The sequence below is a fragment of the Salegentibacter maritimus genome (assembly GCF_016236975.1).
GTDB lineage: Bacteria > Bacteroidota > Bacteroidia > Flavobacteriales > Flavobacteriaceae > Salegentibacter > Salegentibacter maritimus.
In genome coordinates this window covers 1-21,919 of the sequence record NZ_JAEHNY010000012.1, presented here as the reverse complement: position 1 = coordinate 21,919, position 21,919 = coordinate 1, and the positions used below count along the sequence as shown (strand labels likewise).

The 21,919-nt window shown below is 34.3% G+C and carries 16 protein-coding genes and 1 CRISPR repeat array; of the genes, 3 read left to right on the top strand and 13 right to left on the bottom strand.

What is annotated here, in order from left to right:
* Positions 1 to 298: 298 nt before the first annotated feature.
* From I6U50_RS12790 to I6U50_RS12770, 5 genes are all read right to left on the bottom strand, one after another.
* The gene (locus I6U50_RS12790) at positions 299 to 961 is read right to left on the bottom strand and encodes a class I SAM-dependent methyltransferase (RefSeq protein WP_198639201.1); all 663 of its coding nucleotides are present in this window, start codon (positions 959 to 961) and stop codon (positions 299 to 301) included.
* A 171-nt stretch (positions 962 to 1,132) separates the two neighbouring features.
* Entirely contained in the window at positions 1,133 to 2,542 is a 1,410-nt protein-coding gene (locus I6U50_RS12785) for a phage tail sheath family protein (RefSeq protein ID WP_198639128.1), read from the bottom strand.
* 459 nt (positions 2,543 to 3,001) lie between these two features.
* The gene (locus tag I6U50_RS12780) at positions 3,002 to 3,343 is read right to left on the bottom strand and encodes a nucleotide pyrophosphohydrolase (RefSeq protein ID WP_198639127.1); all 342 of its coding nucleotides are present in this window, start codon (positions 3,341 to 3,343) and stop codon (positions 3,002 to 3,004) included.
* On the bottom strand, positions 3,336 to 4,232 hold the full coding sequence (locus I6U50_RS12775) for an HNH endonuclease (RefSeq protein ID WP_198639126.1): 897 nt from the start codon (positions 4,230 to 4,232) through the stop codon (positions 3,336 to 3,338). Before I6U50_RS12775 ends, I6U50_RS12780 begins: the two co-directional genes overlap by 8 nt.
* Before the next feature lie 2 nt (positions 4,233 to 4,234).
* Positions 4,235 to 4,897, bottom strand: a complete 663-nt coding sequence (locus I6U50_RS12770; RefSeq protein WP_198639125.1) for a hypothetical protein — start codon at positions 4,895 to 4,897, stop codon at positions 4,235 to 4,237.
* A 312-nt stretch (positions 4,898 to 5,209) separates the two neighbouring features.
* Here I6U50_RS12770 and I6U50_RS12765 point away from each other — a divergent pair, with 312 nt between their 5' ends.
* Positions 5,210 to 6,430 (top strand): site-specific integrase, encoded by a 1,221-nt coding sequence (locus I6U50_RS12765; protein WP_198639124.1) that lies wholly within the window; start codon positions 5,210 to 5,212, stop codon positions 6,428 to 6,430.
* 309 nt (positions 6,431 to 6,739) lie between these two features.
* On the opposite strand, the gene I6U50_RS12760 is transcribed toward I6U50_RS12765, so the two are convergent.
* The 8 genes from I6U50_RS12760 to I6U50_RS12725 all read right to left on the bottom strand — a co-directional run bounded on the left by I6U50_RS12760 (position 6,740) and on the right by I6U50_RS12725 (position 19,788).
* Positions 6,740 to 8,227 carry a calcineurin-like phosphoesterase C-terminal domain-containing protein gene (locus I6U50_RS12760; RefSeq protein ID WP_198639123.1) on the bottom strand — a complete coding sequence of 496 codons (1,488 nt, stop codon included), beginning with the start codon at positions 8,225 to 8,227 and terminating at the stop codon, positions 6,740 to 6,742.
* Between the two features lie 73 nt (positions 8,228 to 8,300).
* Positions 8,301 to 9,767 (bottom strand): NHL repeat-containing protein, encoded by a 1,467-nt coding sequence (locus I6U50_RS12755; protein WP_198639122.1) that lies wholly within the window; start codon positions 9,765 to 9,767, stop codon positions 8,301 to 8,303.
* Between the two features lie 26 nt (positions 9,768 to 9,793).
* Positions 9,794 to 12,589, bottom strand: coding sequence for a M16 family metallopeptidase (locus tag I6U50_RS12750; RefSeq protein WP_198639121.1), 2,796 nt, complete (start codon positions 12,587 to 12,589; stop codon positions 9,794 to 9,796).
* A 3-nt stretch (positions 12,590 to 12,592) separates the two neighbouring features.
* The gene (locus tag I6U50_RS12745) at positions 12,593 to 13,078 is read right to left on the bottom strand and encodes a hypothetical protein (RefSeq protein ID WP_198639120.1); all 486 of its coding nucleotides are present in this window, start codon (positions 13,076 to 13,078) and stop codon (positions 12,593 to 12,595) included.
* Entirely contained in the window at positions 13,065 to 14,492 is a 1,428-nt protein-coding gene (locus I6U50_RS12740) for a RagB/SusD family nutrient uptake outer membrane protein (RefSeq protein ID WP_198639119.1), read from the bottom strand. Before I6U50_RS12740 ends, I6U50_RS12745 begins: the two co-directional genes overlap by 14 nt.
* 10 nt (positions 14,493 to 14,502) lie before the next feature.
* Positions 14,503 to 17,868, bottom strand: a complete 3,366-nt coding sequence (locus I6U50_RS12735; RefSeq protein ID WP_198639118.1) for a SusC/RagA family TonB-linked outer membrane protein — start codon at positions 17,866 to 17,868, stop codon at positions 14,503 to 14,505.
* Between the two features lie 65 nt (positions 17,869 to 17,933).
* Positions 17,934 to 19,076 (bottom strand): FecR family protein, encoded by a 1,143-nt coding sequence (locus I6U50_RS12730; RefSeq protein WP_198639117.1) that lies wholly within the window; start codon positions 19,074 to 19,076, stop codon positions 17,934 to 17,936.
* A 106-nt stretch (positions 19,077 to 19,182) separates the two neighbouring features.
* Positions 19,183 to 19,788, bottom strand: a complete 606-nt coding sequence (locus tag I6U50_RS12725) for an RNA polymerase sigma factor (protein ID WP_198639116.1) — start codon at positions 19,786 to 19,788, stop codon at positions 19,183 to 19,185.
* A gap of 194 nt (positions 19,789 to 19,982) precedes the next feature.
* Positions 19,983 to 20,279: direct repeats of the CRISPR family, unit length 31 nt; unit sequence CTTCAAATCGAACCATAGAGGAATTGAAATT.
* A gap of 476 nt (positions 20,280 to 20,755) precedes the next feature.
* Here I6U50_RS12725 and I6U50_RS12720 point away from each other — a divergent pair.
* A complete protein-coding gene (locus I6U50_RS12720; protein WP_198639115.1) occupies positions 20,756 to 21,142 on the top strand; it encodes an ISAon1 family transposase N-terminal region protein in 387 nt (128 codons plus the stop codon).
* Positions 21,143 to 21,182: 40 nt separating this feature from the next.
* A partial coding sequence (locus tag I6U50_RS12715; protein WP_198639200.1) for an ISAon1 family transposase occupies positions 21,183 to 21,919 on the top strand: 737 nt, incomplete at its 3' end.

Here is a 21,919-nt window from a genome sequence, read left to right as displayed (position 1 = left end):
TTTAATGATTATTTATTTCCCACAAAAAGTTTTCTGTGATTTAATTTATAAGGTGATGTTTATTCTTAAATAGAAGAAAAATAGTTGGACTCGATAAGCTAGATTTATCCCGATAACTATCGAGACCGCGAGGCTGGCCAGGAGATAATTTACTTAGCAGCAATGGTCAAAAAAAAAAAAAAAAAACCGGCAATCTCAACTTTACGAAAATTGTTCCTATTTAGTATTAGAGCTAAAGCTATAGATAAATAGACCAACATAAAAAGGCCGGTAACTTTGTTACATCTGCAAGTTAATTTTAAAACATTTTATATACTGTAGTAACTACAACTCCCTTAAAATTGGGCGATTTAAGAGATAGCAACTGCTTTTCTTCTTTGATCTCCAGGTTAAAGGGATACTCTAAAAGGTTGACTCCGCTTTGCTTTTTTAACCTAATTCCCTGTCCTGAAATAATATCTTTATTGGGTAGAAAATCTCCTTCCGGCAAATGCTCGGTGAGTACTATATATTTAAAATCAGTTAGTTTATTCATCACCGACTTTATTTCGGTGTTCGATAAATGTTGCAACACCTGCCTAAGGATTGCACAATCTGCCAGTGGCAATTCATTTGCTGAAATATCTAAAAGCTGAAATTCTAAATTATCAGCCACAAATTCTTTTTTATTATGTTCTATAAGCCCCGGAACTATATCTACCGCGATATATTTTTTGGTATACCTTACCAATTCCTTCCCAATATTAAAATCTCCACACCCTAAATCACAAACTACCGGCGGAGTTTCAAAAGCACCCAAAAATGCAGACAAAGCCTCCAAATACGGATTCACCATTTCAGGATGATGTGATCCCGAACCCGAATAATATACATTATTATCCCCACCCCAAAGCTTGTTCTCGTAAATTTGAACCATAGCATCTTTAGTAGGCCAGGGCTTTTTTATTTTTTTCTGCTTCATCATAAAACCGGGGGTTAGTTATAGCTATTCAAATATACCCATCTATAAGAATAAGCTACCAACATGCTTATATTTTTAACCAGTATATTCTTGTAGCAAGTACTTCAACCAGTATTTGAATAAATGCTAGGTTAAAGCAAAAAAAGAGGTATAAGTATTATGCTTTAAAATTCAGGAAGTCTTCATCTCACAAGAAATCTTAAGTATAGTGAATTCTGCCGGTCTCATTGGGGCCAGGCCAATTTGTACAATCATTTTATTTTCTAAAATATCCTGAGAACTCATGGTTTCATTTAAGCCTACTTTTACAAAAAAGGCATGTTCGGGTTTTGCACCTGCCAGGGCACCTTCCCGCCATAAATTTAGAAGGTGATTTTCAATCATTACTTTTACGCTCGCCCAGGTAGGTAATGTATTAGCTTCAAAGCGGAATTGTTGTAACGCCTTTTTTACAGATTCTTCTATATTTATATACAGTCTTTGTATAGAAACATACCTGCTTTCATTATCGTTTCCTGCCAATGTTCTTGCGCCCCAAACCAAAACTCCCCTACCGGAAAAAGTTCTAATCGCATTTATAGACTTTCCCGCGATAGCATCTACATTAAGGCTTTCTTGTTGATTTTGGGTAATATTTACAGTAGGTTCTATTACCGAATTTAAACTTACATTAGCCGGGGCTTTCCAAACACCCCTTTGGGTATCTACATTCACATACACTCCTGCAATGGCGCCTGATGATGGCAGACTTATATATTTATTATTTATTTCATTTTTAAAACTGCGGTACACCAAAGCGTCCAGGTCTTTAACTTCATGCAAAGATTTTTTATGAAAACTGGAATTGACCGGCGAACCGGTATCTTCAATTTTAGTATGGATAATTACAGAATTTTCTTCATTGGCTGTATACTTAAAAGCCGTTTTTAATGAAGGATAATAAGCAGCTCCATATTTTAGATGATTTGTCCCGATAGCGTGTCTAAAATCGTTTATGGCCGAAGGGGAATTATTATCATAAACATCACAAATAGTAAACCTATCCCTAAGTTTATGGCACAATGCCAAAGCATCTTTTACCACAAAACCATATTCTATTTCGTTAGCCAGGCTTATAGCATCCGGAAAAACAAGAAGGCTAATTTCGTCTATGGTTTCAGTAGCTTTTATTCCTCCAAGTAGTCCCTCCAGGGGATCTCGTTTTCCAACTTCAATTTTTTCGGCTTCATAATTACCCACCGAAACGATATAACAGGGACCACCGCCATTACTAAAGTATAATTCCAGGCTATGGTAAAGTTTAAAAATACCGGGATGGGGGTCGTCTACAGTATAGGTTCTTGAGCTAAGTTTAGCATTGGTGGAAATATCGGTTAATTTAAGGCTAAAAGCTTGCAGGGGTGCACCGCCAAATTTATCTCTATATTCCTGAAGGGAGTTAATTTTGGTAGGAATGTTATGCAGGCTATCCTCCTGGGTATACCCTATAAATGCCGGTATTGCCGAGGGCACACTACTAACCGAAACCGGGAAAGAGGCTGTTTCCTCAAGATACACTCCGGGAGCTTTTGGTGATTTCATATATTTTGGTTTTACAGTCAATGCTTAAGCTTGAATTATTTTTTGGAAAAATAATGAATTTCAAACCTCAATCTATTCTATGTATTTCAAGATTCACAAGTACATTTTACTCCAGAACCCTCTTTTTCAATTCTTTAAATATAGCTAAAAGAAATAGAGAAACTTAATTACTACCTGCTTTTAAAGGCAACAATTTTAGGAAAGTGGGAATAATATTATCTCAAAATAAAAATTTCAGAGCTGGACCTGCTCTAAGTCTGTTTCAGAACTCTACACAGACTTTTATACTACTGAAGAATATTTAGAGAATTTTAAGCGCTTAAATGCCATTTTAAAAGAGTATGAAGTCAAAGATCATATAGATCAGCCCTTTCTTCAAATTAAAATGATTGATTTAAACAGAAAAACGTTACCTCTTTATAAAAGATTGGATGATAAGAATAAAGCTATCGGGAACTTTTAAAGTTCATCATACTTTTTATTAGAGTCTTTACTTTTTTCAACTGGATATTTAATCTCGTTTATTTCTAATTTTTTGCTTACAGCATCCAATAAATCTATTTTAAACTCTTCTGAGAAATAGGTTAAGAAAATAAAAATATCTGCTAACTCGTTTGCTATTTTTTCATTTTCAATATTGCGAATTTGTTGATCGGTTTTCCATAGAATTAATTCTTGTAACTCTGAAACCTCAACATTCAATCCGATAGCTAAATCTTTAACAGAATGAAATTGCCTCCAATTCCTTTCCTTTCTAAATTTCAATATCTTTTTCTGCAATTCCGTAAATGATCTATTCATTTCTATATTCAAATTTCTTAGTTAAAAGAGCCTCCTTTGAGGGTGCAAAACTTTCAGTATTGGGAAGTGAAATTTTCTTTCCGTGAAAACTTTGATAATAATTAGATTTCACTTCTGGACTTACGTGTATTAAAAAATTTTGATCTATATAAATTAAACCATTATCATACATTCGGTGAAAATCGACTCTTAGTAATAATCCATTACTCACGTGATTGGAATCGTTATTTAAATATGGCTGAATGTGGGCAGCTTCCAAAAGTTCTACTGTCTTATCACCTGATATACAACATTGATTAGAATAAGCACGGGTTATTCTTGCACGAAAAACCCCACTTCCTCTCCTTTCAGTAATGAGCCTTGCTTTCTTTAGCTTTTCTGTGGAAGTGGGTATTAATTCAAATTTCTTCGTACTATAATTGAGATCATTAGACAGAGTATCTAATTGTTCAAAATATTTTATCTTAACGATATACCTTGAAAAATTAATGTTGTAATTCTCTAAGTCTTTAAAATCTTCTTCATCCCAGAATTCGGCATTATTTAGAATAATACACCCAATTTCGGAATTTAAAACACTGCGATCATCCTTACTATGCTTCCCCTTGTATTTATTGAGCCTATCAACCAATTCCTGTTTACTAGAACAACCATTTCTAAAACCGAATTTATTCCAAGCTTCATTAATACTCATATTTTTATACTCAATAAATTCTCCAAATCCACCAATTTTACGAATAGGAGATTTGAGCATAAAATATAATCTATCCCCTTCTGGAAGTCTTGTTACATTCCAAGGTGTAGGAGTCCAAAGATTAATTTTAGAATTAAGATTTTGATTTTTTAAAAGAGTAAACCAGTTTAAATCAGTTGGGGAAATTGCGAACATACTTATTCAATTAAAAAGTAATTACTAAAGACATTCTTAATAGTTGACCATAATAATTGTGCGTTCTCTGGAGTTAAGTTTAACTGTATTACTGTATTAACGATTGTTCCAATAAATAAGCTTTTCCAATCAAATTTTCCAAGATCTTCTGCGGTTTTATTTAAATGATCCAATTTAGAATTAATAATTTCTAACTGTTCAGGAAGTAGATCTATTTTATTTAAACTTTCTTTTAATTCAATTATTCTATTCGTTAACTCAATAAACTCTTTAGCTGAAAATTTATCATTATCCTGATCAATTTTTAAATCCAAATGATCGACTTGATCATGTAAGACCTTCCATTTATCTGGAACAGTAATTTCTCTTTTTAAATAGCGTAACCAATTAGAAAAAACAGCTAGTTGTGAATTCCAACTTCTGGAAAAAAACTCTTCGAAATAAACATCATCACCAGGTGAAAATATTGCATAATGATCATTTTCGGAATTTTCAGCGGTTTGAAAAGAAAAGTAAAATTCATCGTTTTTATATTCTAAGTTTGTAGCAAATCCGTCATAATTATACTTGTTTGCGGATTTTGAGAATTTAAATTGAGAAGGTGAAAGCCCATTTTTTACTATTAAATCGTAAATACTATTTTTCTGGGAGGTCAATAACTTCATAAATTGAATTTAGATATTTAAAAGTAATAAAAATTTAACTTATCATTCCACCCCTCTCTCCGCCCCCGAAATAAAAAAAGCCCTACAAACATACTGTTTATAGGGCTTAACAAGCGTTAAAAGTGGTCCCACCTGGGCTCGAACCAGGGACCCCTTGATTATGAAAATTTTTTTGGGGTAATCAAACGGTTCAAACAAACACATATATTATTGATTATCAGTATTTTAATAAATTTTGATATCAAATAAAATCAGGTGATTTCATCGAATTATGTGCAAATTATGTGCAAATTTTTTTAGTATATTTACCTGATGCAGACCAGTTTAACCCTCAGTTTAGACAAAAGAAGGAGTCGGAAAGATGGCAAATTTCCGGTTATAATTCGCCTTGGTCACTACCAAAAAACCACGTCAATAGCGACTGGACAAGCAATTCCGGAGGAATGCTGGGACGAGAGAAAGAAAAAAATCAAGGGGTCCTTTAAAGGAACCGAAGCACTTTTTCATTTAAACAACCTTTTGCTTAAAGAATTAGTCCAATATCAGGATAAAATAAATCAGCTACGTGAGAGTAGAGAACTAGAATTCCTATCCATTAAACAATTAAAGAATCGTCTGGTAGGTAAAAATAAATACGATTCTTTCTATGAATTTGGTGAAGCCAAAGTGGTTGAGTTAAAAGCTACTAATCGATTTGGAACTGCAAAAAATTATCAGCATTTAATTAACGTCCTAAGAAAATTCACTAAAGGGAGAGATGTGAAATTTAATGAAGTTAACTATGAGTTTCTAGTCGATTTTGAACGGTACCACCTATCAAAACCCGGAAATAGCATAAATGGAGTAGCTTCTTATATGCGCACCCTGAAAGCCATATTTAACAGGGGAATTAAAGCGGGAATTATAAAGCGGGAGGCATATCCTTTTTACAATTATCAAATCAAAACAGTGCCTACTGCAAAAAGAGCGATAAAGCAGGAATCTGTTAAGAAAATATTGGAGATGAAGATTGATCCTTCGGACTTTATGGTTCACTACCGCAACTACTTCATTCTTTCTTATATGTTATTTGGAATGTCTTTTATTGATATGGCATTTCTAAAAGTAGAAAACATTAGGAATGGACGTATTCGATTTCAGCGAAAGAAAACTTCAAAACTTTATGATATTAAGATAACCGAACCCTTAAAGGAAATTCTTAATTTTTATACCAAAGATAAAAGTTCGGATGAGTTCATTTTACCCATTATTAAAAGGGAAAAAGTAGAATTACAATACAAAGATGTTAAGGACGCTCTCCACCGTTACAATGATGGTTTAAAACGTTTAGCAAAACGTTGTGGCATTGACGAAAAACTAACCTCTTATGTTTCAAGACATAGCTTCGCTACCCACGCAATGTTGAAGAATATTCCACTAATAGCGATATCTGAAATGTTAGGGCATAGTAAATTGAATACTACCCAGATCTACCTGAAGTCTTTACCATCGAATCTAATGGATGTATACCAGGAAGAATTGAATAGGTTTTGAAAACGTTTTTTGTAGTCAACTCTAAATCTAATAAAATTCGGAGTATTTTCTTTATCATTTACTTATAAAACTCCAAACTTTAAGGCAAGAAGCACCCTCCAGATCTTAATCTAGCCAGTGCTTTTCCAGAGTCAAGAATAAATTTCTCCATAGTATGTAAGTAATCAGGCTATTGAATATAAACAAAATAAAGATATCTAAAGGTCATCACCTTCCATAACCAAATTTTGAAAATAAGTTGGAACCAACAAGCTCAATTTATAGTATTACTCAAGGAGTAGCATTCATTATATGTGAATAGAATAAACATTATTCTTTCCAAAATATAATTTCCTGTTTGAACGGTTTAAGGTATGGATCCTTTACTTCTAACTTAATAATATTAGTTGCATTAAGTTCGTCTAAAGGTAAATCTAGTATCCAGATATGCTCAGAAGGATTACTTAAATATGGAGCAGATCTACTCAATTTATCTGGAACAAGATTTTTATCCTGCCATCTTTTAATTCTGGCAATATATGGATCTATCCTTTTTTCCCTTTCGAGATTTTGGTAATATTTTCCATTTATGTAAGCCTTAATTTCGGTCTTTTCAGATCCTGAATAGTAATTTAGAATCAGCTGATTATTATCTTTGGTGATAGTATAAGGCAAATCGTTCTGATCTAAATCTCCAAACCAAAGGTTAAACTGCCCATTTTCATTAGAATCTAAAGGTTTAAATTCAAAATGATAATCATTCCCTACAAACGTAATATCAAAATAACCCCTGGGACTACCGTCTTTCATCAGACCTAAAGGAATTCCGGTCCAGTCTTTTTGCCCTGTCCACCAATTACCAGATACTGCTCCTGCTGTTAATTCATGAATATCGCTAAAACCATTACGTTTATAATACCGCCTAATTATACTGTGAGTATGACCAGACAGCACTAGAATGTCATTCTGTATATCCAATAGGTCAAGCAAGTCTTCCTTATTTCTTATCCACGCCAACGGGATGTGCTGATTAATTACAATTAGTTGTTCTTTCTTTGATAAGCTTAAAATATTCTTTACAAATTGAATTTCTTCCTCTTCGTAAAAACCTTCATATCCGTATTTTCCTTTTGGCTTTATAGAGTTCACAGTAATGAACAGAACGTCTTGATAAAAAAATGCATAAGTAGTGGGACCAAAAATCATCTCGAAATCCTTTTCCTGATGATTTATTGAGTTTTCAAAATTACGATCGTGATTTCCGTATACTACTTTGTAAGGAAATTTACTATAATCCAAAATATCTTTTAAAGGTTCAAACAAGCCAACAGTATCATTAACCATATCTCCCAGAAAAATACTGAAAGCATAATCTTTTTTGTTTACTAGCTCTTTGCCTATAGTATTCCCAGCATACTTTATTTCATTTTCAGTGCCAACCTGAACATCTCCAATAGCCATAATTTTAAAGCTCCCGTCCACAGGTGTCTTTTTTAATCCAAAATTCATGTCATTAGTGAAAAGGCTGGTATTTTTATACCACTGATTAGATTTTGACGATTGGAAACCTGAGGGTAAGATGACAAAAATATTATTATCATTAGTTCTTTTTAGTTGATATTCGCCCCTCCGATTGGTTTTTGTAATATCAATACCATTAGAAACAAAAACATTTTTAAGTCTCTTTTCTTCAATATCGAATTTTCCATTCAAATTTTCATCCTCATAAACAATGCCCCGAATAATTGGACTTTCAGATATTGACCAGGCAGTTGCTGGTAAAACCAGCATAAACGAGTATAAAATTAAATTCTTCATATCTATTATTAAAAAAATAGGACGGTACTTTTACCGTCCTATCCTAACCTAACTTACCAAACAAACATTAAAATTAATTGTTATCAGGAGAGTCATATTTATGAACATACAATTGGTTGTCTACCGTATAGCTAGCATAACCTACTCCATTGGGAGCGACTTGTAATTGTAAGTCGTCCGCTTCTTGATTAGAAAGGACGGTTGTACCTCCCCAATTGAAAGTTTCATCATCGAATCCAATAACCACTGGATTTTCAGTTTCATTTTTATAAAGAAGCATTGGATTATCAAAAGCGTCAACGGCTAAATCGAAGGTTCTAACTTCGGTAGTAGCAATATTACTTCCTAAAAGGGTCCAATTTTGATCTTCAGAAGAATACTTCTTAACCTTTAATTGGTATTCAGTACCTTCTCCATTATTTTCAGCATAAGCTACATAAACATTATTCTGGCTATCTACAGCCATAGATACATCATAATAATAAATGGTCGTTTCTTCTGACTCTTTCATCTTATCTGCTAAAGTAGTCCATCCATTTTCATCGTACTTATAAACAGAAACTCCCTGTCCTTCACCGAAGTCTAAAACAGAAAGGTATACAACACCATTAACCTCTTTGGTTTTTATTGTACGTGCAGCTCCAGTTCTACCAGTAATAGGAAGATCTGTCCACGAAGCACCATCAAAGACTTTGGCAAAAACTCCTCTTCGGTTTGTTGGATCATCACGATCATCATTAATATAAAAACCGAAAATATCACCATTGTCATCAGTACTAACAGCACTTACATCAGCTGCAACGCCAGAGAAACCAGCTTCTCCAACATAATTCCAGCTACTAGATTCATAAGCCATCATAGAAGTTTTATAAGGATCTAGATTATCATCACGAAAACTTACCAGCGGTGTACCGTCCTGTTTAAATCCTAAATCCACACTTCTAGCTCTTGCCGGAGTAAAATTTTCAGCACCAATCATATTCCATTGATTACCACTATATGAAATCAAATTCAACTTTCGATCATCTGATTCTTCCGGATTTGAAATGTAAACAATAGAAGGTTCAGAGGTCATAGGGTTAATATCCATAGAAATTTCTCTTACCTCTGCATTAAATGCTGTTAGATCACTCCATACAGCACTGGCCTGCTCAACTACCGAAATGGTATAAATATCGTTGGTATTTTCTTCATTAAGCATATATTCCAAGTCTGTGGAAAAATCATTTACAGTTTCTCCACTAACCTGATTCACACCCCCAACGGTCACTTTATCATTTTCACTTGTGGTAAACCTAGCGATTAGCGAGGATCTATCGATTTGAGCCGGTAAAGCTATTGTTACTTCATTTCCAGAAATATTCTCTACAACATAATCATCGAATAACTTATCGTTGTCTTCCTGATAAAACCCGAAGCTCTCCAGTGAAACTTCTGCGGGTCCTGTTGGTTCTGTTATTTCATCATCATCACTTGAACAGGAGATAAATAGACCTGCCAAGGCCACAAATAGAAAAAGAAATTTAGTTTGTTTTCTCATTTTTTGAATTTTAGTTATTATTAGAATTAAAGATTAGTTTCTTTCGGATATAAAATTGCTTCAATAGTTGGTGAATCAATAAAGTAGGCTTTGATTCTATCTGCAATTTCACCTTCATCTAAAGCTTGAACTCGCTCTTGATAATTTACCACGGCATTCCAATTCGGATATTTATTAAAATAGTGTTCCCTAATCGCCTTTGTCCAATAGGTGTTTCTTTGGCGCAAAAGATTATCCACTTTCAATAAGTTTGTTTTAATTTTATTTAAATCCTCTTCAATAGAAATTTCTTGACTTGCTAACTTACTTAAGATATCTTTAGTCCTTTCAATAAGTTCCTGGGCCCTTTGTGGTTCACATAAAAAGTTAACACTCTGCCTGCTTAAGTCGGATGGTTGCAAGGTACTACTAGAACTGACACCAACGCTGTAAACAGCTCCCATCTCCTCACGGAGTTCTTTTAAAAGTCGAGATCTAATAATATCTTTTACTACAACATTTTCCAGATCTCTCTTCGGCAGAAATCCAATTGTATCCGATTGTTGATAAACAAGGGAAACACTTGCTTTAGGAGACTCGCCTGTTCTTTTTATTAATTTTTCATCCTCCTTCAGCTTATTTTTTAACTTATACTTGTAATCCAGGGAAACCTTCCCTGAAGGTAGAGCTGCCAAATAATTCGTCACTGCTTCCCGAAAGAAATCGAATGGTTTATCACTAATGAGTACCATAGTATAACCGTCAGCATTTCCAAAAAAATGATTATACACTGATATTACTTCGGACTCTTTTAGATTCTTTTCAATAATTTCAGCAGATAGGGACCTTGTCACATAGTCATCTCCCCTTAACATCTGCTTTATTTCCCTTGCAAATATTTGGGAAGGGCTTAAATCTTCATTCTTCTTACTTTCTATTGTTCGCTCTTTAACTTGTGCAAATAAATCGGCGTCAACCTTTGGGGAGGTCCATTTCAAATAAAGTAATTCGAATAACGTTTTCTTATCTTCCAAATCACTACTAGCGTAGAATCCGGTTCTAGTTTTATCGGCTAACATAGTTGCCTTTGCACTACTTCCGGCCAAAAATTGACTCAAAGCTTCCCTGGAGAAATCTCCATATCCACTTAAGGATATTATAGGTGTGCTATAAATTCCATTTACATAATCTTTTTCCTGCAATGCATAATATCCACCTTTTCTAAAACCACTGAGTAGAATATTATTTTCATCTAGATCCGTTTTTTTATAGATCAATCTCACTCCATTAGATAAAGTAAATTCTTTTGCATCTATCTCTTCAATTAGCTTCTCCGAAATTATACTTCCTGGGTTAGGCTTACGCGCTATTAATTTTTCCGGTACATTTAAATCTCTATAAAAAGGCTTTACTTCTATTAAATCTACATCTCTTATTTTCTTTAAAGTAGCAATGTTTGGAAGGCTATCCTTTAATTCATCTTTTGCAGTCAACAAATACTTTGTTTTTGTAGGCTGGTAAATACGTTCCAATTCCTTTTTTAAATTGAGCGAATCAATTGATTTCAGGTACTTTTTTGTCAGGCGAAACTCCTCTTTTTGTGTGATGACAGCATTTCCGTAATAGAAATTTTGATACATTTCCTTGACCATAATACCCGCAGAAGGCTTTTCATCCTCTTGGTTAGAATTATCAAGACTTTTAAGAAGTTGTTTTTTGACCTTTTTAATTTCGGATTGGGTAAAACCATAATTAAAAATTTGTTCAACATGATAGAAATATTCCTCAAGGCCCTCTTCAATAGCAGAACTTTTAAGGTCTACAGAAGTCATTAAAGCAGCTTTTACCGGGAAATAATTCCCTAAACTTATACTCCCGCTTTTATAACTGGGATTATCAAAAGAAAGATTTCCAAAACGTTCTCTGAATAAATCGTTTAATATGTTTTTCTTCAAATAGGCAACAAAATCTTCCTCTGTTTTTATGTCTCTATAGGGGTCGATTAATTGAACACCTGTTAATTCAATATCTTTTGTTCCTTTATCGGTTACTATCTCATAGTTACTATTTTCAAAATCCTGTATGTTAAATATCTGTTGTTCGGTTTTTTGCGATGTGATACCTGAAAACTTACTTTTAATTAAGGCTTCCACCTCTTCGAGATCAAAGTCACCAGCAATAGCTACTGCCATTAAATTAGGGTCATACCATTTCTTATAATAATCAACCAGGTCGGACCTTTTAAAATTTCTAAGTGTTGTGGTATCCCCAATAACTTTACGTTTTGAATATCGGGAATCATTTAGAAGGAGGTTTAAAAAAGCATCTTGAGTTTCCTGTTTTGCATTTTGTTTAGAGAGCCATTCAGATAATACTACTCCCCTTTCCTTTTCAATCTCAAGGGAATCCAAAACAATTCCATTGCTCCAATCTGCTAGAATAGTTAGAGTAGAATCTACCAGATCTTTATCCCCAGTTGGAAGTTGCAGCTTATAAATAGTTTCAGAGTAGCTAGTATGCGCATTAAGATCGTGTCCAAATTTAGCTCCTTTACTTTCTAAAAAATCAGTAATTCTGTTACCTGGAAAATTAACAGTTCCATTAAAAGCCATATGCTCCATAAAATGAGCAAGCCCCCGTTGATTATCAGTTTCCTGTAAAGATCCTGCCTTAAGAAATAATCTAAAAATAGCCCTATTCTTTACTTCATCTGTTTCGTATAGGTAATAGGTCAAGCCATTATCTAAAGAATCAATTACCAAACTTGGATTAGACTTTAGTTCCTGAGCCTTACCTACAAAAGATATACAGATTACAATTAGTGTTATTATTTTTTGCAGCATTTTCTAATTCGTTTTTTCGATGATAAATTCTGATTGATTGTTAAAAGGACCCGGAAGGCCGATATTTACATCATCTTTATTAGTGCTTTCAATGGTGACAATTAAAGTATTATCCATATTGCTTTCCACACTTCTTTTAAGCCATTGTATCTGAATAGGTCTGCGATATATTCCACTAGGGAACAACAACGGATTTTCATTAGTTAAAATGCGATAGTCTCTTCCTTCCTGTAAGCCATTACCAGGAGTGACAGAGTATGTTACCTCCAAATCCTCATTGTTCTTCTTAGTACTATAATATATATAGTAAGACACTACATCCTGTCTATTGGAGTTAACAACTATGCGGTTTTGATTATTTTGCATAATATGCACGAAAGGCTCATCAAATTTTTCAATTTGTTCCTTATCACAGGAAAACAAAGAGATTATAGATATTATTAATAAGCCGTACCGAAAACCTTTATTTATTATTTTAATATCCTTCATTTTGAACCATATTATCATTAGTATTCATTTCACTCAGAGGAATAGGCAATACAAATAAGTTACTTGGGTAATCTAATCTTTCTACACTGGAAGAAGTTTGGGAAGAGCGAACAAGGTCTTTATGACGTCTTGTTATATCGAAAAAACGATGACCTTCAAAACAAAGTTCTTTAGCTCTTTCTAAAGTGATTAAATCCAGCAAGGCTTCCTTACTTTCGACTTCAATATCAATAGTATCTGCCGGTATGCCATAGGCTCTTGACTGTATTAGTTTGAGTGCGCTCTTGGCTTCTTCCAACTGATTCAGATTTGCACTAGCTTCCGCTAGGTTGAGAACTACTTCTGATCCCCTTATCACGTGCAAATCACTCCCATAAGAAGTTTCTTCTACTCCCGGTCTTGAATATTTTAATGTAGCCATATTACCCTCACCTGCATTCTGTGTAAATAATTTTAATCGAACATCTAGGGTATCGTTAAACATAGTTTTCAATTTTTCGGAAGCAAAAGCCGCTGGACCAGCAACTGAATAGAATCTTTGTACATCTGAATTACGCTCGGTTCCGTTTAAAATGAATATTGCTTCTCTTCCTGGCTGAAGTGTTCTAAACATACTAACATAAGCTTCATGAGGAGTCAATTCGATTTGGGAGAGAACCAGCTGAGCATATTCCTGTGACTTCCCCCAATCTTCCATATACAGATAAACTCTGGATAAAAGCGCTTTTACAGCTACATCTGATGCAAAATAAGGAAGACCTTGATTCGTGGACATACCTTCAGTATCAAAAATATTTTCTGCCTCGATCAAATCAGATAATATTTGCTCATAAACTTGATTCACAGAACTACGTCCAACATTATCATCAGCTCCCGGTAATTCTAATAATACTGGAACACCAATATGGTCAGCGTCTTGTGTAAAGGAATAGTTTTGAGCATAAGTCCGAACTAAATCAAAATGAATTAAGGCTCTTAAAAAGAGAGCTTGAGCTTTGATTTGTTGCAGTTCTGATTGATTGTCTGGATATTTATTTAGAAGCTCCGGTTGATACTTCAATATATTATTTGTATTTGCTAAAGCCAAAAGACCATTAGACCAGATATGGCCTACCGCCGTAACTTCTTGTGCGGGTTCTGAAGTAAAATTATACTGATCCACCATTTTAACTCCTTCAGCTGTAGTCACCAGGTCAAGGAGATCTCCAGCTACTTGTGGATAGAGGTAGAATTCAGAATCGTAATAGTCATAAACACTACTATAAGCTCCAGGTACAGCTGATCGAATACCATCTAAATCTGAGAAATACGTGGGTATAGAAGTTTTCCCAACTTCATTTACCTCCAGAAAGTCCTCACAACTATACATCCCCATTAAAACGAAGAGAATTAAAAATTTACTGATATTTTTCATATTTAATCTTTTAGAAACTAGCGTTTAATCCAAGCGATACTAAAGTCTCAATTGGAAAACCACTGATGTTGTTTTTGTATGAATTTCTATTGCTTTTATCATAAGGAGTCCAGAAACCGAGATTATCACCAATCAATGTTAGGCTTAGATTATTCATACCGAATTTTCTACTTAATTCTTTCTCCATTCGGTAGCTAAGCGAAATGTTTTGTAACCTTATGTGAGTTTTATTATATAAAAAACGGGTGGAGTTCATTACAGATCTTGTACTAACACCCCATAATGGAATAGGAGACAAAGCCAAATCTCCTGGATTTTGCCATCTATCTAATTGATTTACCGATTGATTATCAGTTTGAATATTCAATCCATCAGAACTTACTCCGCGTCCAAAAGAACTAAATCCATAACCACCGAGTACGTAAGAAGCTTGAACTCTTAAACTTAAATTTTTATAGGAAAAATTATTCACAATACTACCGAACAAATCTGGGGTAGATGTCTTATAAATTACTCGATTGGCTGCACTATACTCCCGGGTGATATTGCCTGAAGTATCATACCATAATGGGTATCCATCTCTCGGATCGACACCAGCCCATCTTATCAAATAATATGCATTGCTATCTTCGCCCACTTCCCATCTCTGGTTCCCTTGATTCTTTGGAATATCATTAAACAATTCTAGAAGTTTGTTTCGATTATGAGATGCCATAATCGTAGTAGACCAATTGAAATTATCGGTTTTCCAGTTCACTGTATTTAAGGTAGCTTCTACACCTCTATTCTCAATAGCTCCTACATTACGATAAACCCGAAGCGCACCCGTTGTCCGGGAAACATCAAGTCTACTAATTAATCTTTCTGTCTTATTTCTATATCCTTCAATTTCAAGATTAATTCTATTATCAAAGGCACTCATCTCTACCCCCAGATTAGTCATATAAGTTGTTTCCCAACTTAATTGAGGATTCGGACTTCTTTCCATTCCTGCTCCCGGTAAACCTGCATAGTTAAAAGAATCTCCAAATGTATAAACCCCCATAGCTTCCTGATCGCCTATACGTGAGTTTCCATTACTACCATAGCTACCTTTAAGCTTCAGTCTGTTCAGATAATTACTGCGAAAGAATTCTTCGTTATGCATATTCCAAGCGAGTCCCAGGGAAGCAAAATTCCCCCATTGTGCATCCTCACCGAAACCAGAATTCCCGTCTCTTCTACCTACTAAAGTAGCATTATACCGATCATCAAATGAATAAGTGAAATTTCCGAAATAAGACATTCTTGCTGTCTCTCGATAACTACTTCCCCCATCCTGGTCTGCAGCATGCCCCACACTTCTCACATGATCATTTACAAAACCTCCACCACTAGCACTGACACCTCTGGCTTGATCTTTAGACATTTCATACCCCAATAAGCCACTTATTGAATGGTCATCAAACTTTTTATCAACATTTAGAAGATGGGTCATAATCCACTTCAAATAATCCAGGTTTCTTACAGAGGCGTAACCTACCTTATTCCCATTCTGGTCTTTTCCCGACCAATTTTTCATGGATTGATACCTATCCTCATTACTACTTTGATAATCTAGACCTAATTGCAACCTGTAGGATATACCTTCAAAAAACTCATAGTTATATTTCAGATTTCCCTGAAATGCAAAACTTCTTTGATTATCATCATTCTGTTCTCTTTCTGCCACCGCATTAAAAAAACGCTGATCCTCCCAAATTGGTGATCCATCAGGATTAGAGCCATTTATTATACGGTAATATTGTCTAAATGAACCATCATCATTATAAGGAGAAATGATGGGTAGATTTTCATAGTATTCATTTCCAGGGGTAAACAAGTCATTTACGTTATAGGAAGCCCCTAGAGATAAGTCTATCCACATTTTATCTGTAATATCGGTAGAATTATTTGCCCGTACCGAGAAACGTTCCTGTTTGTTTCCTATTATTGTACTCTTATCCTGAAAATACCCACCTGAAATATAATATGTACTTGTTTCTGATCCCCCACTTGCAGAAAGCCCAATCTGAGAGGTATTTCCCTGATCATAAAAAATATCATACCAATCAATATCTGTTTCGCTATAATTATTTAACTCATTATCAGTAAAAGGAAAATATTGCATATCTCTACCAGTATTAACATAAGACTCCTTTGCCAACTCCATATATTGAGCTCCGTTTAAAACCTTAAACCGTGTGTTCTCAGCGAGAAAACTCTGTCCACTCCTTGCGGAAACATTGAATCTAACCTTTCCCTTTCGCCCCCTTTTAGTAGTAATTAAGATCACCCCATTAGCCCCATCAGCTCCATATAGAGAAGTTGCTGCAGCATCCTTTAATACTGTGATTGATTCAATATCTTCAGGATTTAGATAAGATAAAGGACTAACACTGGTACTCATTCCGGTCATGTTTGTTCTATTACCCGTAAAGAGTGGAGTTCCATCTAGAATCCACAAAGGCTCATTTGAAGCTGCCAAAGACGCGTCTCCTCTAATTGACACAGAATATCTACTTCTGGCACTACTTGTATTATCACTTTGTGGTGAGTATTGCAAACCAGGAACAATACCATCTAATAATTTATCAACTCTTTGAAAAGGAAGGTTTTTGATTTCTTCAGCATCTACTGTATAAGTACTACTTACCATATGCTCTTTTCGTTGTTTAGTACCATAACTGCTAGTTATGATCACTTCAGAAAGCTGGTCCCCCGGAGATAATGTGACATTAATAATTTCTTTATCGCCTACAGGGATCTCTTTTTTAGAAAACCCCACAAAACTAAAAACCAATGTATCTTTAGCAGAAGCTTGAATTTGAAATGCTCCTCCCATATTGGTAATAGTACCTTTACGTCTATTTTTAATAATTACATTAACTCCAGGAAGTGGCAAGGAATCTTTATCAAAAACATATCCTTTTAGAATCTTCTGAAAAAGTTCGGGATGCCGAACTTCACTGCTTTTAGGAATGTCTTCTTTTGAGTTATCTTTCTTCTTAATAATTACCTGATCTTTTATAATCTTAAAATCAAGTTTGTGACCAGGGAATAAAACATTTAGAAAAGAAACTATATCAACTTCGTTAACTTTAACAGAAATCTTCTTATTTATGTCCACATCATTAGGACTGTAAATAAATCTATAATCTGTTTCTTTTTCAATAGTGGAGAATATTTTAGCTACAGTTACATCAACAACATTAAGACTAATTTTATTTTTTTGAGAGTAACTAGCTGAAGCATTAACCGTTGATAAAAAGGCTAATAACACTAATAAAGTTAATTTAACTGGATTGTTTATAGATATTGATGTCCAGGCTACTCGTTCAAGTAGATTTTTTTTCATACATTTAATTAGTTAAGTGGTAATTATTTTATCACGTCTAGGGAATGGTGGCTCATTCCCTTTTTTTATTCAATAATTATTACATCATCTTTGATTGTATATTTAAATTCATACATATTATTTAGATATTCAATTATATTTTCGATAGACTCCGAACCAAAATTTGCATTAATTATCTGGCCTGAAAGAGTATTATTCTGATTTTTAATTTTCACATCGAAGCTTCTTTCTAGCGACATAAAAATCTGCTCTAGAGTTTTATTTCGATATATCAATTCCCCTGACCTCCAGGATGTATATAAATCGGTATCAACGGCCGTTTTGACCACACCACCAGCTGACGAATAGCTTCCTTTATATCCAGGACGTAGAAGTTGAGTTTTGTCTCCTCTGAATTGATCCTTTTCTGTATACATAGCAATCAAGCCTTCGACAAGAACAACTTCTATATCTTTATTTTCTTTATAAGCATTGAAATTAAAAGAGGTACCCAAAACCTGAACATTAATATCTGAAGAGTTAACTATAAAAGGTTTTAATGAATCTTTAGCAACTTTAAAATACGCTTCCCCTTCAAGCTCAACCCTCCGCTTATCACTAGAACTAAAACTCAAAGGATAGCGGATGGAGGATCCCGAATTCAAAAAAATCTGAGATCCATCCGCAAGGCTTAATTCAATTTTTTTTCCATTAGGAACGTATAATGTATTATATACCAGACTTTCGTTTTCCCTGGTGTATTCTATCTTATTTCCTTTTTTAACACCTATAGTATCCCCAGTTTCTGATAGAATGTGAGCATCCTCATTATCTTCCAGTATTTCCCGTTCTCCATTCGCCTTCTTAATGATAACATAGTTACTATTAGGGTCCACTACGCTATTATTCTTTTCAAGTAATGAGATCAAAATTCCACCTACAATCAATGCCAAAAACACTGCTGCTATTTTGTGAATTTTAAACTGTCGTTTTTTCTTGTATGATCTTTTCTTAAGATTTACTTTTTCGAAAATATACTTTGCTTTTTGGGCAGGTAGCTTCTCCTGTGAAGTTTTATTAATTTCATTTTCTATGAACTCATTTTCAAAAACACTGGAATTTTCTGGAAGCTTATCCAACAATTTAAAAAATTCATCTAATTCTGATGATGAATACTCATCTCGGATATATTTTCTAAATAATATTTTAAAACGGTTATTTTCTTTCATTATAAGGCTTCTATTACTAATACAATTAAAAAGGAGGCTAGGGTGACTCTATATTTAAATTTCTCTTAAAAAAATTTTAAAACACTATGTTACAGTATTTTAAAAATTAAAAAAATGTAAAATAAATTATATGGAATATAAGGAAATCCATATCTCCATGTTTAGAAAGGTGTTTTCGGATATTCTTCAGAGCCGTCTTCATTTGTGTCTTAACTGTGTTGACAGAAATACCTAGATTTTTTGCAATCTCTTCGTAGGATAAACCTTCCTCACGTGACATCAAGAAGATTCTCCGCCTACCTGAAGAAAGACTATTAATAGCATTCCTTTTAACATTTTCGTATTCTTTGTTCAATAAATTGTCTTTCGTCGAAGTAGAAAACGTTTCTTGAGTATAGAGCAGTTGGTCTCTCAAGTTTAAATCGTTTGCAGCTCTTTTGAGTATATTTAGAGACTGATTCTTAGCAATAGTATAAATGAAAGATTTAAAATTTAAATTTACATCTAAATCATTTCGGGTATTCCAAACCTTCAAAAACACATCTTGCACAACTTCTTCTGCGAAATCTGTAGATTTAAGCAGTTTCAAGGAGAAACCATAAATGCCACCGCTATATTTCTCATATAGTTTTTCAAAAGCTCTCTCATTACCATTTTTTAGTTGAGCAACTAATAACTTATCATCTGGATGTGAAGAATTTAAAATACTCATTTCAAGATTACAATAGATATCTACAGAAGAAGTCAATTTTAATAGCAGAAAAATTATTCCAAATCAGGAGTACAATTTTGAACTTATTTTTTAAATAAAAAAACATTAAAGCCTTTATTTACAAGTTGATACTATTATTTAGCGATCGTTATAAAATCTCAACTTTATTGATATTGGGGAAGGCTACAGTTTTACTTCAAATCGAACCATAGAGGAATTGAAATCAAAGGACGGGCAATAGCCTGAAAATCCTTGTGTCCTTCAAATCGAACCATAGAGGAATTGAAATTCGGCAAGGGTGAGCGTGCCTGCGGCTGCACAAACGGCTTCAAATCGAACCATAGAGGAATTGAAATTTGAGAAGATCTTCCGGACCTCGAGATTCCAGTAAATCTTCAAATCGAACCATAGAGGAATTGAAATTCATCTACCGGCAGGTTGTGTTCTTTGGCCAATTTTGCTTCAAATCGTACTAAATAGGCATTGAAATCCTAGAACTATATCTATCCCAATATACTTTTTGGGGTAGTTTACCAATTCTTTTCAAATATTAGAATCTCCGCAACCCAAATCACTGGAGAAGTTTCGAAAGCAATTAAAAATGATAGTAAAGCCTTCAAATAAGGATTTACCAATTCAGGACGATAAGAGCCTAAACCAGAGTAAAAAATGTTTTTTTCACCACGCCAGAGGCTATTTTCGTAAATTTGAAAAATAGAGCATACTATGCTGGCCAGGGCTTTTTTAATTGTTTTCTCTACTATTAGAAATGGTACTAATTAAAAACCATTTCAGTCAATTTATATGATTGAATAATTAATACGTTTAAAGGATGGTTTCTTATAGTGTAGAATAATTTGATGGCAAATGCCCCCTTTTCAAGTTAAAATAAAAGTTAAAGAAGGATCAATCTCAAAAGTTGGGTCTAAAGTAAAAATTAAGTTTCTTTGCTGATAAATATTATCCAGTGAATAAAGAGACTGACCTATCCCTGCTAAGCTTAATCCTTCCTGAAGGTTTATTAACGTATTTTGATATTGTTGGATTTGATAAAAAGGCCATTAAAGATCCACTGTACGTTAATCGACTGACCATTTATTTGGAAGAGAAAAAGGAAATCCCGGAAGCCTATAAAAACCACCAATACAAAGCTAGTGGCTTTATGGAACCTCGCATAATTGATGATTATCCAATCAGAGATAATTTGGTAAGCTTAAACCTGAAGCGAAGACGCTGGGATGTTTTAGTAGATCAGAAGTGGATCAAAGTAAACCGGAGTTGGGGAGATTTTATTGCACAGGGTACTCGTCTTTCAAAAGAGTTCGCTGATTTTTTAAAAGAAGGCAACCGATAATACAGCTCTTAGTAGTCATCAGGTAGGAGGATTCTTCGGAATTTCAGGTAAGAAACTTCAACGCCAGTATAAAAACCACCTAAGTCAATTTCAACACTGGGAACAAAAATCTCACGCCGGGAAATGGCTCCTATACCCTCAAAACATTGGAGCTTTTCTCTCTATTGATGAGACTGCCTTATCTCAGGGAGAACTCTATACCATAAGCACCAATAAAGAGGCTAAGGGTAAGAAAGGAGCTTTGGTAAGCATCTTCAAAGGAACACGGGCAGAGCCAATCATTGATAGGCTTCTTAAACTCCCATCATCCATCCGCAACAAAGTTAAGGAGATAACCCTTGATATGGCGCACTCGATGAAGCATATTGCAAAAGTTTGTTTCCCTAAAGCTATCCAGGTAACTGATAGGTTCCACGTTCAAAAACTTGCCATAGAAGCATTGCAAGAACTTCGCATAAAATACCGATGGGAAGCCATTGACCAGGAGAATGAGCAGATAAAACAGGCAAAGACCACCCCCGGTAAAGCCTTCCTGCCAAAACTACTTCCCAACGGAGATAGCCAAAAGCAACTTCTGGCAAGAAGCAGGTATTTACTCTACAAATCAACAGAGAAGTGGACTAATAATCAAAAAGAAAGGGCAGCTATCTTATTTACCGAATATCCTGAAATAGAAAAAGCTTACAAGCTAGTAAATAACCTCAGGAATATCTTCAACCAAACAAAAAACAAAGGTATAGCCTTTACAAAACTAGCTCACTGGTATAAAGAAGTAGA

Excerpts from the sequence above, each read along its gene's own strand:
- I6U50_RS12760 (WP_198639123.1), bottom strand. The coding sequence starts at position 8,227 with ATGAAGAATTTAATTTTATACTCGTTTATGCTGGTTTTACCAGCAACT.
- I6U50_RS12750 (WP_198639121.1), bottom strand. The coding sequence starts at position 12,589 with ATGCTGCAAAAAATAATAACACTAATTGTAATCTGTATATCTTTTGTA.
- I6U50_RS12765 (WP_198639124.1), top strand. The coding sequence starts at position 5,210 with ATGCAGACCAGTTTAACCCTCAGTTTAGACAAAAGAAGGAGTCGGAAA.
- I6U50_RS12780 (WP_198639127.1), bottom strand. The coding sequence starts at position 3,343 with ATGAATAGATCATTTACGGAATTGCAGAAAAAGATATTGAAATTTAGA.
- I6U50_RS12725 (WP_198639116.1), bottom strand. The coding sequence starts at position 19,788 with ATGAGTATTTTAAATTCTTCACATCCAGATGATAAGTTATTAGTTGCT.
- I6U50_RS12740 (WP_198639119.1), bottom strand. The coding sequence starts at position 14,492 with ATGAAAAATATCAGTAAATTTTTAATTCTCTTCGTTTTAATGGGGATG.
- I6U50_RS12745 (WP_198639120.1), bottom strand. The coding sequence starts at position 13,078 with ATGAAGGATATTAAAATAATAAATAAAGGTTTTCGGTACGGCTTATTA.
- I6U50_RS12735 (WP_198639118.1), bottom strand. The coding sequence starts at position 17,868 with ATGAAAAAAAATCTACTTGAACGAGTAGCCTGGACATCAATATCTATA.
- I6U50_RS12790 (WP_198639201.1), bottom strand. The coding sequence starts at position 961 with ATGAAGCAGAAAAAAATAAAAAAGCCCTGGCCTACTAAAGATGCTATG.
- I6U50_RS12755 (WP_198639122.1), bottom strand. The coding sequence starts at position 9,767 with ATGAGAAAACAAACTAAATTTCTTTTTCTATTTGTGGCCTTGGCAGGT.
- I6U50_RS12775 (WP_198639126.1), bottom strand. The coding sequence starts at position 4,232 with ATGTTCGCAATTTCCCCAACTGATTTAAACTGGTTTACTCTTTTAAAA.
- I6U50_RS12770 (WP_198639125.1), bottom strand. The coding sequence starts at position 4,897 with ATGAAGTTATTGACCTCCCAGAAAAATAGTATTTACGATTTAATAGTA.
- I6U50_RS12730 (WP_198639117.1), bottom strand. The coding sequence starts at position 19,076 with ATGAAAGAAAATAACCGTTTTAAAATATTATTTAGAAAATATATCCGA.
- I6U50_RS12785 (WP_198639128.1), bottom strand. The coding sequence starts at position 2,542 with ATGAAATCACCAAAAGCTCCCGGAGTGTATCTTGAGGAAACAGCCTCT.